This window comes from Psychrobacter sp. 72-O-c (genome assembly GCF_904846605.1).
GTDB lineage: Bacteria > Pseudomonadota > Gammaproteobacteria > Pseudomonadales > Moraxellaceae > Psychrobacter.
This window is the reverse complement of sequence record NZ_CAJHBI010000007.1, coordinates 16,509-32,646: the sequence shown is the minus strand read 5'-3', so window position 1 is coordinate 32,646 and position 16,138 is coordinate 16,509. Positions and strand designations below refer to the sequence as shown.

The 16,138-nt window shown below is 43.4% G+C and carries 12 protein-coding genes; 4 read left to right on the top strand and 8 right to left on the bottom strand.

The genetic code is table 11. The annotated features are described in order from the left end of the window. Nucleotides 1–216: 216 nt before the first annotated feature. Nucleotides 217–1,512, bottom strand: coding sequence for an NCS2 family permease (locus tag JMX97_RS03575; protein WP_201555470.1), 1,296 nt, complete (start codon nt 1,510–1,512; stop codon nt 217–219). 703 nt (nt 1,513–2,215) lie between these two features. On the opposite strand from JMX97_RS03575, the gene tolQ reads away from it, so the two are divergent. The 4 genes from tolQ to JMX97_RS03555 all read left to right on the top strand — a co-directional run bounded on the left by tolQ (nt 2,216) and on the right by JMX97_RS03555 (nt 5,988). Continuing rightward, complete coding sequence (tolQ, locus tag JMX97_RS03570) at nt 2,216–2,959, top strand: protein TolQ (RefSeq protein ID WP_201555468.1); 744 nt, start codon at nt 2,216–2,218, stop codon at nt 2,957–2,959. Beyond that, on the top strand, nt 2,956–3,414 hold the full coding sequence (tolR, locus tag JMX97_RS03565) for a protein TolR (RefSeq protein ID WP_201555459.1): 459 nt from the start codon (nt 2,956–2,958) through the stop codon (nt 3,412–3,414). The genes tolQ and tolR overlap by 4 nt, the downstream gene beginning before the upstream one ends. A 105-nt stretch (nt 3,415–3,519) precedes the next feature. Beyond that, nucleotides 3,520–4,548: a cell envelope integrity protein TolA gene (locus tag JMX97_RS03560; protein WP_227671539.1), complete on the top strand. Its 1,029-nt coding sequence runs from the start codon at nt 3,520–3,522 to the stop codon at nt 4,546–4,548. 147 nt (nt 4,549–4,695) lie between these two features. Then, nucleotides 4,696–5,988 carry a PD40 domain-containing protein gene (locus tag JMX97_RS03555; RefSeq protein WP_201555457.1) on the top strand — a complete coding sequence of 431 codons (1,293 nt, stop codon included), beginning with the start codon at nt 4,696–4,698 and terminating at the stop codon, nt 5,986–5,988. A gap of 165 nt (nt 5,989–6,153) precedes the next feature. On the opposite strand, the gene JMX97_RS03550 is transcribed toward JMX97_RS03555, so the two are convergent. From JMX97_RS03550 to JMX97_RS03520, 7 genes are all read right to left on the bottom strand, one after another. Next, on the bottom strand, nt 6,154–6,807 hold the full coding sequence (locus JMX97_RS03550; RefSeq protein ID WP_201555572.1) for a c-type cytochrome: 654 nt from the start codon (nt 6,805–6,807) through the stop codon (nt 6,154–6,156). Nucleotides 6,808–6,869: 62 nt separating this feature from the next. After that, nucleotides 6,870–8,471: a flavin monoamine oxidase family protein gene (locus JMX97_RS03545; RefSeq protein WP_201555456.1), complete on the bottom strand. Its 1,602-nt coding sequence runs from the start codon at nt 8,469–8,471 to the stop codon at nt 6,870–6,872. Between the two features lie 90 nt (nt 8,472–8,561). After that, nucleotides 8,562–9,893: a cytochrome c gene (locus JMX97_RS03540; protein ID WP_201555455.1), complete on the bottom strand. Its 1,332-nt coding sequence runs from the start codon at nt 9,891–9,893 to the stop codon at nt 8,562–8,564. A gap of 353 nt (nt 9,894–10,246) precedes the next feature. Further along, nucleotides 10,247–10,954: a c-type cytochrome gene (locus JMX97_RS03535; RefSeq protein WP_201555454.1), complete on the bottom strand. Its 708-nt coding sequence runs from the start codon at nt 10,952–10,954 to the stop codon at nt 10,247–10,249. A gap of 43 nt (nt 10,955–10,997) precedes the next feature. Then, nucleotides 10,998–12,599, bottom strand: coding sequence for a flavin monoamine oxidase family protein (locus JMX97_RS03530; RefSeq protein WP_201555453.1), 1,602 nt, complete (start codon nt 12,597–12,599; stop codon nt 10,998–11,000). A 274-nt stretch (nt 12,600–12,873) separates the two neighbouring features. After that, the gene (locus JMX97_RS03525; protein ID WP_201555452.1) at nt 12,874–14,343 is read right to left on the bottom strand and encodes a cytochrome c; all 1,470 of its coding nucleotides are present in this window, start codon (nt 14,341–14,343) and stop codon (nt 12,874–12,876) included. A gap of 1,161 nt (nt 14,344–15,504) precedes the next feature. Then, on the bottom strand, nt 15,505–16,131 hold the full coding sequence (locus JMX97_RS03520; protein WP_201555450.1) for a flavodoxin family protein: 627 nt from the start codon (nt 16,129–16,131) through the stop codon (nt 15,505–15,507). Nucleotides 16,132–16,138: the final 7 nt, after the last annotated feature.

The window sequence follows — 16,138 nt, the reverse complement described above, 5'->3', positions numbered from 1 at the left end:
GGATAACAGAATAGTCGTAGCAATGACGCTCAAGTTATAGTTTTTTGTTTACTATTAACGATTAAGTATAACTGTACGAATGAGCAGCTCTAAATTAACAGTGGTAAACCGCCCTAATTTTTCACTAAAAAAACCCTCCTTACCATTGAATGATAAGGAGGGTTTAGACATGAGTAATATAAACAATACAGTATGGTTTATATTATCTGGATTCAGTTATAAAAATATAATTTTAACGAGTAAGATTAACGTTAATACCCAAACGGCAAGGGTAATTTCAGAAAATTTACCTGCCAATAATTTAACCGCAGTGAAGGTAATAAAACCAAGAGCAATACCGTCAGCGATAGAGTATGTTAGCGGTGTAAACAACAGCACTACCGCAACAGGTGCGGCATCCGTTACATTTTCCCAGTTGACCTCTTTTAAGGTAGCCAGCATTAATACGCCCACATAAAAGATGGCACCAGCCGTTGCATAGGCTGGAATCATACCGGCTAATGGCGCAAAGAAAATACTGAGTAAAAATAGCACACCAACCGTTACTGCCATTAGTCCGGTGCGGCCGCCTGAGGCGATCCCTGCTACACTTTCAACATAACTGGTCGTCGATGACGTACCAAACAACGAGCCTGCAACAGTCGCTGTTGAATCCGCTAACAGCGCCTTACCTAGATTAGGAACGTTACCGTTTTTGTCAACCAGACCGGCCTGACTAGTGGTAGCCATCAAGGTACCTGCGGTATCAAATAAATCTACGAATAGAAAGGCAAAAATGACACTGATCATGCCCACGTCAAACGCGCCAGCAATATCAAGCTGCATTAAGGTCGGCGCAATTGATGGCGGCGTAGATATAATCCCCGTAAACTGAGTATTACCCGTTAACAGACTAATCAAGGCAACCAGTAAAATACCAATCGTTACCGCACCAGGGATTTTTTTGTAGGATAAGCCGACGATGACAAAAAACCCTAAAGAGGCCATCATTGGTGAAAACGACTTCATATCACCGAGGGCAACCAAGGTCGCGTCTTGCCCGACGATAATACCGGAGCTTTGCAGCGCAATGAAGGCTAAAAACGCGCCGATACCGGCGATAACCCCTTGTTTAAGAGCGAGTGGAATAGCGTTGATGATCCATTCACGAATTTTAAACAAGCTTAAAAGTACAAAAATACAACCCGATAAGAATACGGCACCCAGCGCGGTCTCCCACGCATAACCCATACCCAGAACCACGCCATAAGTAAAGAAAGCGTTGAGTCCCATGCCTGGCGCTAATGCCACCGGTAAGCGGGCGTAGATACCCATTATAAAACAACCCACTGCAGCAGCTAAGCAAGTGGCGACAAATACCGCGCCTTTGTCCATGCCAGCTTCTGCCAATACATTAGGGTTCACAAAGATAATGTAGGCCATCGTTAAAAACGTGGTTGCACCAGCGAGAATTTCTGTTTTGATCGTGGTGTTTTCACCATTAATACCAAAATAGCGTTCAATTGCATTCATAGATATCGCTTCCAAATTGCGTTAAGTAAATATCGCTTCCAAATTGCATTAAGTCAATGTCGCTTCCAAATTGCGGCTATAAATAAACGTCTTTTTAAATTGAGGATGTAAATGACACTTCCAAATTGCGAATATGAATGACGCCTCCTAATGGCGACTATAAATAACGCTTCCGAACCGTGAATGTAGATGATGCTTCTAGCTAAATGATAAACAGCTTGTGAATACTGAACAAATTACCTGAAGAAAAAATGGTAACGTTATAATTAGAAAGCTGTAGTAACAAAGATTAACATCTTAGAGAATTCAGCTTACGAATTCAATCATTACACTTACCTTGTGAGTACAAAGTTACAATTTGTATTACCAATTGCACAATAATATATATCTAGAAGGTTGTCATTACTTATTTAATAAAGAGATTGTTCAATGCGCATTTAACACATTAATAAATGACCTTTTTATCATTTAACAGTACACTAGCGGGTTAATGTGAGCCTACCGCGCTATTCTGTATCCTTTCTTTAACCTATGTACTTTAATATAGTATTATTAAAGGCCTACCTTATGAACGCGTATAAATGCTTATTATTATAATATGGGCTTTTTGAGCTCTTATTGTTCATATCAGCCATGAAAGGTTTTATCTGGCCTAAGTGTGCCGCTTAGCTTAGTTGTTATTAATTATCCGTGAGTCCATTACATGCCTGAATCACTAAACATTATCGATCTTATCACCCAAGCCAGTTTACTGGTACAGATTGTAATGGCATTATTATTATTAGCCTCGCTGCTCAGCTGGGTTATTATTTTTCGTATGAGCGCGCGCTTAGGTACAGCCAGAAACTTCGATGAACAGTTTGAAACCTGGTTCTGGTCAGGTGAAGACTTATCTAAGCTATATCAAGGCATTCAAGGCTCACCAGAACGCCAAGGCCTTGAGCAGATTTTCTATGTCGGGTTTTCTGAATATTTAAGAATGCATAAAAAACGTCAACCCAAAGACGATATCATCGATGGCGTTGAGCGTAAGTTACGGGTTGGATTGGGTCGCCAGCAGCTATTGTTGGAATCAGGACTGACTACCCTAGCCAGCATAGGTTCGGTAGCGCCTTATGTCGGACTATTTGGTACGGTATGGGGTATTATGAATGCCTTTTTGGGATTATCCCAAACCGAACAAGCTACCATTGCCTCAGTCGCTCCTGGTATTGCTGAAGCATTAATTGCTACGGCGATGGGATTATTTGCGGCTATTCCCGCTGTACTGGCCTATAACCATTTTACCGCCAAATCAAGCCGCCTTTATGATTCACGCGCGCTATTCTGTGATGAGATGACTGGTATGCTACAGCGTGAAACCAGCACGGATAATCCTGTAGCTTCTACCTCATCCAGCCTAGGCAGTCAAGCAGGCAAACAAACCACTCAGGTACAAGGACTATGAAGCCAAGTCCCTACCGCCGTGAGAAAAAATCGCTCAATGCGGAAATTAATGTAGTTCCTTATATCGACGTAATGTTGGTGCTGCTGGTGATATTTATGGTGACCACCCCAATGTTGACGACTGGGGTCGATGTGGACTTGCCAAGAGAGCAAACCAACACTTTGAGCCAAAATCAGCTGCCGGTTATTGTCTCCTTAACAGGCAGCGGCGAGATTTTTATCAGCTATGAGAACAATATCGACATGCCAATTAGTGAACCGGAACTGATCAATACTTTGTCAAACCTGCAAACGCAAAACAGTAATACCGGTGAGCAGCCACTACAAGTGATGATTAATGCGGATCAGAATAATCAATATGGTGCCATCATGGCGTTAATGGCAAACTTGCAACAAGCAGGCATTCAAAAGGTGGGGCTATTAACCGGTGCTCCCCTACCCACGCCTACATTATAATGAATGATCTATCTATTGATGACATAGCTATCAATGATGTACCGCTCCATCAGACAACTAGACAAGCTTGGCTTAATAAAGTAGACAACCCCATGAATCACGTCCATGAGTATCAACGTAATGCATAATGCTCCTGCCGTCTATGTGCCCACCCAACCTGAAGGTAATGGGCTGACGCTGCCCACGCTATTAAGCTTGCTGGCGCATGGTCTAGTCATTGGGATATTGATTTATACTTATCAAAATACCGAAGTAGAAACTGCTGGCAGCATTGAAACCGTTATGGTATCACCTGAGCAACTTGCTGAGATGCAAGGACAAATATTAGCCAATCGTGCCGCTGCTTCTAATGGCTCAGAAACCAATGATAGCCTTAGCGGTGCCATAAGTAACGAGCCACTAAACCCCAATGATAATAGCGTCGCAGCACCCAACAACAGCTCATCCTCAACTTCCCAGCAGGTCCTTGTCTTTATGCGCTCAGACGCTCCTTCTGATGAGCCTATGCTCATGAGTCAAGAGCAGCAAGAACGACTGACTGAGCAATCACAAGAGTATGACCGTAATCTCGCTGAGTGGACAGCAGAACAGGATGATATAACGTTAGAAAGACTAGAGCGCGTTGAACAAAATAAACAAAGCAACCTCGAAGAAGAGCGTGAAAAACTAAAAGAGTTTCGCACTAAACAGAACACTTTCCCCAAGATTGAGCGTCCTAATAGCAACCAGCGTAATATAGAAATCAATACCGGTAGCTCAGGTAGTGCCGGCAAAAATTATAGCTTATCAGACGGTCAATCTACCTTATCTGGCGACATGGCAACTTCTAGTACCTCAAAAGGTAGCAGCCGCTCTGCGTCGAATGGTAGTAGTGGGGCCAGTAATAGCGAGATTATCAACTTAATCAAACGTAACTATAATCCACCCATAGCGGCTAAAGGCTCGACCCAGCGCGCCACTTTGACGATTACTGTCAATGCCAATGGTGATGTGGTGAAGGTCTCTGCCTCAGGCTCTGATAGTGTGGTCAATGAAGCGGCCAAACAAGCGGTGCTAAGCACTCGCAATCTGCCAATTGATACTGATGATCCTAAATACCCTACTTTTACCATACAGTTTAAGGGCAGCAACTAATCAATTGCTCAAACCCTACTATCTACTCTATTACCGCTAACTTTACTTTAAGCAACTTGCACCGCCTGCAATATTGTCTTACCGTAATAGCCAACTTATCGTCTATAAAAAACAGCTATTACACTATTTTAGGAGTTCGATTTAGTCATGCGTACCCATAAAAAACTATTAATTACTCTACTTGCCAGCGCCTCAGGTTTACTGGTCGCCCCCAGTCTATTCGCTGCGCCTGTGGTATTAGAATTGGATTACGAAATCCCTGTACAACAAAATCAAGTTGCCTTTGTACCTTTCGCTGGTGATTCCGTATTATCGCCCATTATCCTAAATGACTTGAGCAGAACTGAGCTCAACGTTACCAGCAAAAAACTACCACAGCAGCCTCGTAGCAGCAGCGAACTGGCTGGTACGCTACCAGTTTGGCAAAGTATGGGTATTCCTTATTTAGTAGTCGGCAGTACTCGTACCAATCGCGGTAAAATAGTCACCGATTATGAAGTGATTGATGTGAAGTCAGGACTAGTCATTGAAGGCAAACAAAGCTTAACTGCCGATAATAATAAAGAAAGTATGCGCTACGCCGGTCACGTCATTGCTGATAAAGTGTATGAGCTTATTACCGGAACTCCAGGCGACTTCTCAGGACGTATAGCCTATATTGAAGAGATTGGACGCGGCAAGGATAAAGTCTCACGGCTAAAAGTCATGGATGCTGATGGCGAAAATGCCAGAACTATCACTGAGGTCACAGGATCTATATTCTCGCCAGCATGGTCACCCGATGCCAATCGTATCGCCTATGCCGTACAGCGTGAAAAATCATATCCGGTCATTTATGTACAAAGTGTCAGTGGTGGCAGTGCCAGTGTCTTGACTCCCTTTCCTGGTAGCAATTTAAGTCCTTCATTCTCACCGGATGGCAGCCGGATATTATTCTCTAGTAGCTTTGAAGGCAGCTCTAATATTTATGAGATGAGTGCTAGTGGTGGCACACCAAGACGGATTATCAACTGGCCAAGTAGTGAAGTCCAGCCAAACTATGCACCTGATGGCCAATCTTTTGTCTTTGTCTCTGATAAAGCGGGATTTAATAAGCCGCAAATTTATCGTTATGAGTTTGGTTCAGGACGTACTACCAAAGTCTCTAACAGCGGTTATGCGACTAGCCCGCAGTTTAGTAATGATGGGTCGCAAATTGCCTTCTTAAGTGGGCGCTCAGCAGCCATTATGAACAGCAGCGGCGCGGTAACGGCCAATCTTGGCAACACTGGTATTGATGAAGCCCCAAGCTTTTCACCCAACGGTAAACGAGTGGTCTATGCGTCTACCCAAAATGGCAAAGGCGTATTGACGATTAAATCACTGAATGGTGGCGAATCCTTTGGCAAATCGGGTCAAGGTATTCTCCGCTCACCAGTGTGGTCTGCCAGTCCCAAGTAACTTATTTAACTTACAAAGTAAGCTTTTCCGATTGAAAAACCGTTAATACTGACAGCAAAAAGCGCTTGATATCATTATCGAGCGCTTTTTTATGGTTTTAAGTTATTGATGAACAAGCAATTGTTAAGCAAGCAAATAATTTTTTGTCGCTTCTATATCCTAGCTTTACTCACTAGGATCAGAACCTGGTGGGAAGCCATGACGAAGCTGGGCGACATTGGCAGCCGTGACCGTATCTGTAAAATTATTAAGGTCACTATGCACATATTGGGTGACCGCCGCTATTTGTTGATCATTCATCATGCTGTGAAATGAGGGCATACCGCGCAAGCCATTGATCACAATGCTGATAATATAATATTTTGATTGCATCTTACTGTTGTCAGCTAATGGTGGATAATAACCGGCGCCTTGTGCGCCTTTACCATCTTGCATATGACAGCCAGCACAAGAATCATCGTAGAGCTTTTTGCCATTAGTGGTAAAAAATCCGGTTTTACCCTGTAAGCTACCCTCAAATTTTGCGAGCCACTTTTGCATACTGGCATCTTCTGCCATGGCTGGTATCGAGCTGACATTAACGATATTGTCTTGCGGCGATCTAAGTTCTTCTTTAGACATATAGACTGCGCCCCATGCGCCATTATTGCGGCTGGCTTGATTATCAAATACTACTTGCGCTGCTTGTAGATTAGCAAGGGTGGCTGCTGTATGAGCGGTTTGATCTTTGTTATAGCGACTACAGCCCGATAGCGCAACGGTTCCTCCGACACTCAACATCATTACCACAGTAAGCAGGTTTGGTTTCATCATCTCTATGGTCGCCTCTGAATTTATTATCATTCTTACTAGTTACTGCCTCTACTTAATCTTTAACCTTACTAGCCGAGCTTTTTTGCTTTTTGATGCAAGCGCTTGGCAGCATCCATGCCTGACAAAATCGCGCCTTCTTGCCATGCAGGAATGTGTGAGCAGTGCTCACCTGCCAGCACGATACGATGGTCAATACTACATAAGGTATCGTAATATTGATCACGGCTTGATTCACTCCAAATACCATAGCAGCCCAGTGACCATGGAATACGATGCCATGCGACTGAAGTACCGGAACGGAACTCTTTGGTGTACTGCGGATGAATCTGTTTGCCATACTGTAGTGCCGCGTTAATACGCTCTTTTGGATTTAGCGTATTAAATTTATAAGAAGATTCCCCAAATCCATACGCACCAAGTAGCACCCCTGAGCCAGTAGTGAACAGATCTTGTGAAGGATACGAGATTTGGGAGATGGGCATATCGGTATAGCTGATACCACCATAAATCCATTCGTCTTCTTCCCAAAACCGACGTTTAAACTCTAAGCCCACTTTATAAGAGGTATCATAAGGGACAGCCGCCATTGCTTGCTTCATTGGCGCTGAGACATTAATATCAATTTGGGTCAATACTGATAGTGGAATATTGCAGATACACCAATCCGCGCGCACCGTTTTAGTTTCACTGTCAGAACTATTACTATCAATATAATCGACCGTGACACCAGTCTCGTCTTGATTGATTTTAGTGACTTTGGCATTAAATTCAATCATATCGCGGCATTCACGAGTGAATGCATCACCGATTTTTCCCATACCGCCGACCGGCTGAAACATCGCAGGTTGATGCACGTAGACGGTATAATTGGCATAAATATCCGACCACATGCCCGAATCCAATAGTTTATTCATTGGTATCGGTGTCGAGGGCTTAGCATCAGGCATTAGTCCTCCACCCGGATAGACACTATAGCCGCGATGCTTGCTGGTTTCGTGGCTCTTAACATAGCGATAATTGTTATCAAGGACGCCCCAGCCTTTTAAACCTTCTAACAGCTTCTCTTTATCCTCTTTAGTTACCGTCGTATCAAGACCACCTGTATTAACTGCTTTGGATAATAGTTCTGAGACATAACCGCGTATGTCACTTTGGACTTCGCCTAAACGCTGCGGTGCACCATTAAAGTGATTGGTACGGTGCAAATAAGCGCGATCATTGGTTTGTATAAACGGCTGTAATGCCACGCCAAACTTTTTACAATAATGAAATACAGCATAGTGATGAACCGGTAGTCGCCATGGTCCACCGTTAAAATAATTACCTTTTTCAAAGTCGCAGGTCACTTCTCCGCCACCAAGCTCGGTATATTTATCACCACTATTCAATGTCCAACTGCGTCCGCCACCACGATTTTGAAACTCAAGGACGGTCACTTTATAGCCCGCTTTGCGTAGCTCATAGGCAGCGGTGAGACCGCCTAACCCTGCCCCAAGTATGACAATACTGGCACCAGCAGGTGCTCCCTTTAAATCCATTTCTTGTTTAAAGCTAGACTCGGAAGCAAACCCTAACGTGGTCATCGCCTGATACATAGCGGTTGCCCCAGCGGTCTTACCAATCATCGTAAGCAACTGTCTTCGTGTGGGCGATTGAAATAGATCGTTCATTTTATTGTCCTTGTAATAGAGCATTCGTCCCTGACCGCAGATAGTGACTTATATTTTTATAGCTAAGGTTAATATCTGGGTTAATAGCGCTTACTTCAGTATGCGTTTAACCTCAGTGGCGCTAACATCACTACTAGTAAGACCACCGAAATTGACACGAACGTAATTGGTGATACTGGCAATCTGCACAGGACTTAACTCTTTTGAGAAGCCGGGCATTTTAGGCGCTGTATTCAAAGCACCTTTAGCCCCATAAGCAATGACGTTGATCAGTGCATCAGGCTTAGCACGGCGGATACTACTGAGTCCAACGATAGACGCGTAACGAGCATCAGGTTGTGCGTAGCCGTCCACTCCATGACAGCTGGCACAGTTAGCGAGATATAGCGCTTTTGACGAGTTGCTATCGACAGTGCCGTTGTTAGTAGTAGTGTTGGCTTTCGCTTGAGCTAAATAGTCTTTTTGTTCAAGTAAATCATAGGTAATAGAGCGACTTACTGGACTTGGTAAGCGTGCGACATTCACCGGTATTAGGTAATCATCTGTTTTGATAATAGGGACTACTTTTAGATAAGCGGCCATTGCGCTCAAGTCTTTATCAGTTAGGTAACGGGTACTGTGTGCGACGGCCTCAGCCATAGGCCCTCCAGCATAAGCGCGCTTATCAAGCATTCCAGTACGCAAATAAGTGACGATATCCTGCTCGCTCCAGCGACCGATACCGCTGTCATTATCAGGGGTGATGTTTGGCGCATACCATTTACCAAGCGGCGCACCGGATAAGTACATGTCCTTATCAAGTCCCTGAGTGATGTTACGCGGGGTGTGACAAGTGCCGCAATGTTCTAAATTATTAACCAGATATTCACCACGCTGCTGCGTTTGGGTGAGACCTAGGCGATTTTCAGTAGCGGGCACATTGATAACATTCCAAGCCAACATTAAGCTACGAATACTTAATGGAAATGGTAGTTTAGTGGTTTTTTCAGGAGCCGCTTCTACTGGGGGTACGGTCTGAAAGTAGGCAAATAATGCACTGATATCAGCATCAACCATACCGTGATAAGACGGATATGGCATGGCAGGATAAAGTTGATGATTGGGCGCGCGACCTTTTTTCAGGACCTTTTTAAAATCGGCTTCGGTATAGTTGCCGATACCATAGCGTTGAGAAGGGGTAATATTAGTCGAATAAATATTACCTATGGGTGTTTCAATGGGAACGCCACCACTATAGTCTTCACGATGACAAGCCATACAGTCAGCAGTACGAGCGATATACGCACCGCGATTGGCCAAATCACTATTGGCTGGGCTGACATTGGGTAAGCTAACATTAGGAGGGATTGCGCCATCAGCTATTACAGTACTGGAGGCCATACTAAATGCAATTACTGACAACAGTATAGAAAATGGCTTCATATAGACCTCATAGAGCTGGCAAAAACTGATTACTGGCAGATAACATTAGATCACCCTTACTAAAATAAAACTATTTGAATAAGATAGCTTGCTTAATTATTCGTAATGCACGTTTTTTTACAAAAATCAAAATAAGAAGTATTCTAAATGAGCAAAATAATTAGGGTAATTTATATTAGATTATGAGCAAATTCTAAGCCGTTTTTGATTATCAATCTCTATTGAAGAGCTAATTTCTGATCATAAAGAACCTAATAAAAAAGCACACAATAGTGATATCGAGTGCTTTTTTATAAATATAATTTATCAAACTGATCGAGTAATTAAATTTTTATCGCTTAGCCATTGTATATTTATTCACTAGGATCAGTGCCCGGCGGATTGTCGTGACGTAGTTGTGCCACATTAGCGGCAGTCACCGTATCAGTAAAGTTATTCAGTTCACTATGCACATACTGAGTAACCGCTGCCATCTGCTCGTCATTCATCATGCTATGAAAGGATGGCATGCCGCGAAAGCCATTAATTAAAATATCTATGATATAGTATTTCGACTGCATTTTGCTGTTATCAGCAAGTGGTGGATAATAGCCTGCGCCTTGTGCACCTTGGCCTTCATGCATATGACAGCCAGCACAAGAGTCGTGATAGAGTTTTTCACCATTAGTAGTAACAAAGCCGTTTGTATTTTCAAACACGGTCCTTGTATCTGTACCTGCAGATCTAGCCTCTGCGTTTGCCCCTTCATACCTGCTCTCTACGTCTATACCTTCGAATTTTTCCCGCCACTTTACCAAACTGGGATCGTCTGCCATAGCTGGCAATGAGCTGGCATCAACGATATTAGCCGGTGGCGATCTGAGCTCATCGCGGCTCATAATAACCCCGCCCCACGCACCGTTATTACGGCTTGCTTGATAGTCAACAACCTGTTCTGCTGCTTGCTTACTACCAATAGTTTCTGTGCTGTCGTCCGTATGCTGACTACAACCTATTAAAGCGGTGCTGCCAACGATACTCAGTAACATCATAGCTAGCGTCTTGGGTGTCATGTTTTTCATAATTATATTGTCCATGATAGCCTCTGAATTATTATTATGATGGTTAACCGAGCATTTTTGCTTTTTGGTGTAAACGCTTTGCGGTATCCATGCCAGATAAAATCGCACCTTCTTGCCATGCGGGAATATGCGAGCAATGCTCACCTGCCAACACAATGCGATTGTCGATACTACATAGGGTATCGTAATACTGATCGCGGCTTGACTCACTCCAAATACCGTAGCAACCTAGTGTCCACGGGATACGATGCCAGACTACCGAAGTACCTGAACGAAACTCTTTAGGGTATTGAGGATGAATATATTTACCATAAGCGAGCGCGACATTGATACGCTCTTGCGGCGTTAAGGTATTAAATTTATAAGAGGTAGCTCCAAAGCCATATGCGCCAAGCAGTACGCCGGTACCATCTTTAAACATATTTTGCGAAGGATAAGAAATCTGGGTAATCGGCATATCCGTATAAGTCACTCCACCATAAATCCACTCATCCTCTTCCCAAAAGCGGCGATTAAACTCTAAGCCTACTTTATAAGAGGTGTCATAAGGTACTGCCGCCATCGCCTTTTTCATAGGGGCTGAAACGTTAATGTCGATTTGGGTCAATATACTGAGCGGAATAGTACAAATACACCAATCAGCACGAACCGTTTTGATTTCGCCGTCTGGATTATTGCTATCCACATAATCGACGGTTACGCCGCTGTCATCTTGATTAATTTTAGTGACTTTCGCATTGAATTCAATCATATCGCGACATTCGCGAGTGAACGCATCACCAATTTTACCCATACCGCCAACAGGCTGAAACATCGTTGGTTCGTGTACGTGAACCGAATAATTGTTATAAATATCCGACCACATACCAGAGTTCAATAACTCATCCATGGGTAAGGTACTCGATGGCTCAGAATTCGGCATCAAGCCACCACCGGGATAAACACTATAGCCACGATGCTTACTGGTCGCGTGGCTAGTCACATAACGGTAGTCGTTATCAAGAACACCCCAACCTTTTAAACCTTCTAATAGCTTCTCTTTGTCTTCGGTATTTACCGAGCGATCAAGACTACCGACGTTGACGGCTTTTGATAATAGCTCTGAGACATGACCTTGTATGTCGTTTTTGACATCACCTAGACGCTGCGGTACGCCGCCGAAATGATTAGTACGGTGCAAATAAGCACGGTCATTGGTCTGGATAAACGGCTGCAGTTCAACGCCGAACTTTCGGCAATAATGGAACACTGCATAATGATGGCTTGGTAGACGCCATGGCCCACCGTTAAAGTAGTTACCTTCCTCAAAGTCACAGGTCACTTTTTCGCCACCAAGCTCAGTATATTCATCACCACTGTTCAGCGTCCAACTGCGTCCGCCGCCACGGTTTTGAAATTCAAGCACTTTAACCTGGTATCCCGCTTTACGTAACTCATAGGCAGCGGTAAGGCCACCTAACCCTGCCCCAAGTATGACAATGCTGGCACCCGCAGGCGCGCCTTTTAAATCCATTGATTCTTTAAAGCTCGACTCTGAAGCAAATCCTAATGTGGTCATTGCTTGATACATCGCGGTTGCCCCAGCGGTCTTACCGATCATAGAGAGCAGTTGACGCCGCGTGGGTGATTGAAGCATGTCTTTCATAATAGTGTCCTTATGGTATGACGTTCGTGCATTGGCGATAAACGTTGACTGTCTTTATTTTAGCTATATGCTAGCTTTATTAAAGCTGCTAAGCTTATGAGACTAAATCGCAGCTCTTATCGTCTTGTCATTACCCTGTATTTTGTTAGAAGCGTTTGTCCCGCTCTTATTAAATGGTCGTAGGATTAATTCCCGTGTAATCTGAGCGCTTATAAATTAAAACGCTCAAATCAAAGCTGCATAAGTTAAAACGCTCAAATCAAAGCTGCATAAGTTAACGGCGACGCCTCGAACTCATGATTGCCCGAATAATGAATGCAATGATGATAATCGCAACAATAATGCCAATAATCGCTAGCAAGCCTGCGTGTTTAATCAAGAACGGCCTTTCAGGTTCCGCAGTCATGACGCGATCGACATCATCGGCATTGACATCACTGTTAGCCAGACCGCCCAAATTAACGCGCACATAGTTAGCAATACCGGCAATTTGCTCACTATTTAAGTCTTCTGAGAACCCAGGCATTTTAGGTGCCGTATTTAAGCCACTATCTACTCCGTACAAAATGACATTGATCAGCGCATCAGGCTTATCACGGCGAATGCTACTCAAACCAACGATAGGCGCATAGCGAGCATCAGGCTGCGCGTAGCCGTCCACACCATGACAGCTACCACAAGTGGCAAGATATAGCGCTTCTGGTGAGTTACTACCCGCACCCACACTGGCTTTTGCTTGTGCTAAATAGTCCTTTTGCTCAAGTAAGTCATGAGTAATCGACTCACTTGCTGGACTTGGTAAACGGGCTACATCAACCGCAGTGACCTTGTCATCCGTTTGAATGGCAGGAACGGCTTTTAGATAAGAGGCTATCGCCCCTAAGTCTTCATCCTTTAGATAGCGAGTACTATGAGTAACCACCTCACCCATCGGCCCGCCAGCATAAGCGCGCTGATCTAGCTCACCAGTACGCAAATAAGTGACCATATCCTGCTCACTCCAACTGCCGATGCCGCTAGAGTCGTCAGGAGTAATATTAGGTGCATACCAATTGCCCAGTGGCGCACCTGATAAATACATGTCTTTATCAAAGCCCATAGTGCTATTACGCGGGGTATGACAAGTGCCGCAATGCGCTAGATTATTAACCAGATACTCACCGCGCTGCTGCGTTTGAGTCAGACCATCACGGTTTTCTGTAGACGGTACATTAATGAGGTTCCAACCCAGCATTAAACTACGAAAGTTAAACGGAAATGGTAAATCGGTTTTATAGTCAGGAGCAACATCTACTGCCGGTACTGTCTGCAAATAAGCAAACAAAGCGCTGATATCTTCATCGGTCATACCGTTATAAGACGGATATGGCATGGCAGGGTAAAGCATATGATCTGGCGTGCGACCTTGTTGTAAGACCTTTTTGAGATCCGCCTGAGTATATTTACCAATGCCATAACGTTTAGATGGGGTGATATTAGTAGAATAAATATCTCCCATTGGGGTTTCAATCGCTGAGCCGCCAGCATAATCTTCACTATGGCAGGCCATACAATCAGCGGCACGCGCGATATACGCCCCTCGATTGACCAAATCGCTATTGGCCGGGCTGACATTAGGTAAGCTAGCATTGGGTAGGCTGGCATTGACTAATCTGGCGTTAGGGAGATTGGCGCTTTGAGCCATCGCGGCGCTGGAAGTGATACCAATAGCAAGCATTGATAACATCACAGAAAGTGGCTTCATAATATCCTCTTATAGCTGGTTACAGCTGGCATCTGGGGTGCTTTAGTTGTTATCTAGTGCTTTTGTAGCACTTGATATTTAACATTAAATATTGAGTCTGATTTTCAGTATCTAATACAAATAGTTGCCAAAGAATGTCTATCTACCCTACTAAGGTAAAACTATTTCGTGCTTATTACTCAAATAGTAACTTATCAGTCCCATTTTTTTACAAAATCTCTATGAACTCCTAAACAGCATGCGGTTTTCAAGTTTTTGCTGTAGTTAATAACCTATTAAACAAGTAGAATTTAATAAACCCTTTATAAACAGTAATTAAACTAGAAAGATAACAAAACGCTCTAAAGCCTTGTTAAGTAGGCATTGTTAGTAAAACTCTAAAATATTATTTTATAGCTGGTATTGCGTTTTTTTATGTACATAATAGATACAAACTCTAGAGTCTAAAAACTAAAACTTAGCATAAGGTTTGGTATTAATATCGAGGAAAGTTCGCTACTGATATTCGCTACTACTAATGGATAATATCTTCGTAATTAATATAATCGTACTATTGCTTAACATCGTATCTTCTCTATGATGTAACTTATTTTATCGTCGGTTTTTATTGTCGGTTTTATTGATAGTTCTTATGGTCGGTGACGCTATGCTGAGAACAACTATGAAAACTTTGACTTTTACATGTGCGCTTATACTGATGACGCTACTCACAGGCTGCCAATCGTTGTTTCAGTTTGTCGATAGCCCTATTCCAGTAACGGCTCCCTCTGGCAAAAATAATAGTCTATAGCCTATTCAGTTTAAAACGATACAGTGCTACTGGGATGCTACTGCAACAAACGTTTTGCAGCCTCTGTCCCGCTTGCGAACAGCATGCAAGAAAAATTTATACCAGTAGCACGCTGCTATAAACGACTCTCTTTTATTGTTAACTGACTATAATACTTGCTCAAAGCTTATTTATACTCGTTGAAGGCTGCTTATAAATATGCTGTTGATAATTCATATGAATAAGTGCTGCGGATAATAAGTACTGCGGATAAATAGATGGTTTGTATGGTTTGTATGGTTTGTATGGAGCAAAAAAAAGAGCAGATACCAATAGTGGTATCTGCTCTTTTTTTATGACACTTTTATTAACTGCTTAATGCGAACTTACTTTTACGGTGCTGATACTGTTGGCTGGTGCTTGATAATGGTTTTAGCCAAATGATCACCAAACCAAATAGCGGTATCGATATCTCCTTTACCCGGCGATTCCTCAGGTGGCGCGTCGATTGACTGGGTCATCAGTCCTAAAAAACTGGACAGGCGATTTAAGTCATGATCATTATGTCCAGTAGGCATCAGCGGCAACCCAATCCAGTTCATGCCGTGCTGCATAGTATATAGACAAATCTGCTGCAAGACAGCCAGTTTGTCACCACTAAGTCCGCCCGAGTTGGCAAAGCCTGCCGCCCACTTGCCTTCCCATTTCCTTTGGTACCAACGCTTTGAGGTCTCATCCATAAAAGTTTTGAATTCAGCAGTCACGCTACCCATATATACCGCACTACCAAAGACCAGTAGGTCTGCTTCATCAATAAAATCCCAATCTACCTTATGGATGTCTATCGCTTTGGCCTGAGATTCTGGTAGTTGTTGGCGTGCGCCTCTGACTACTGCTTCAGCAACGCGCCTGGTATGACCATAATTGCTGTGATAAATAACGGCTATCGTTACGCTAGGCACGTTATCAGTAGTTGCGACGTGAGAAGGTTGTACAGAAGGCGCTACAGATGTATTCATACAAACT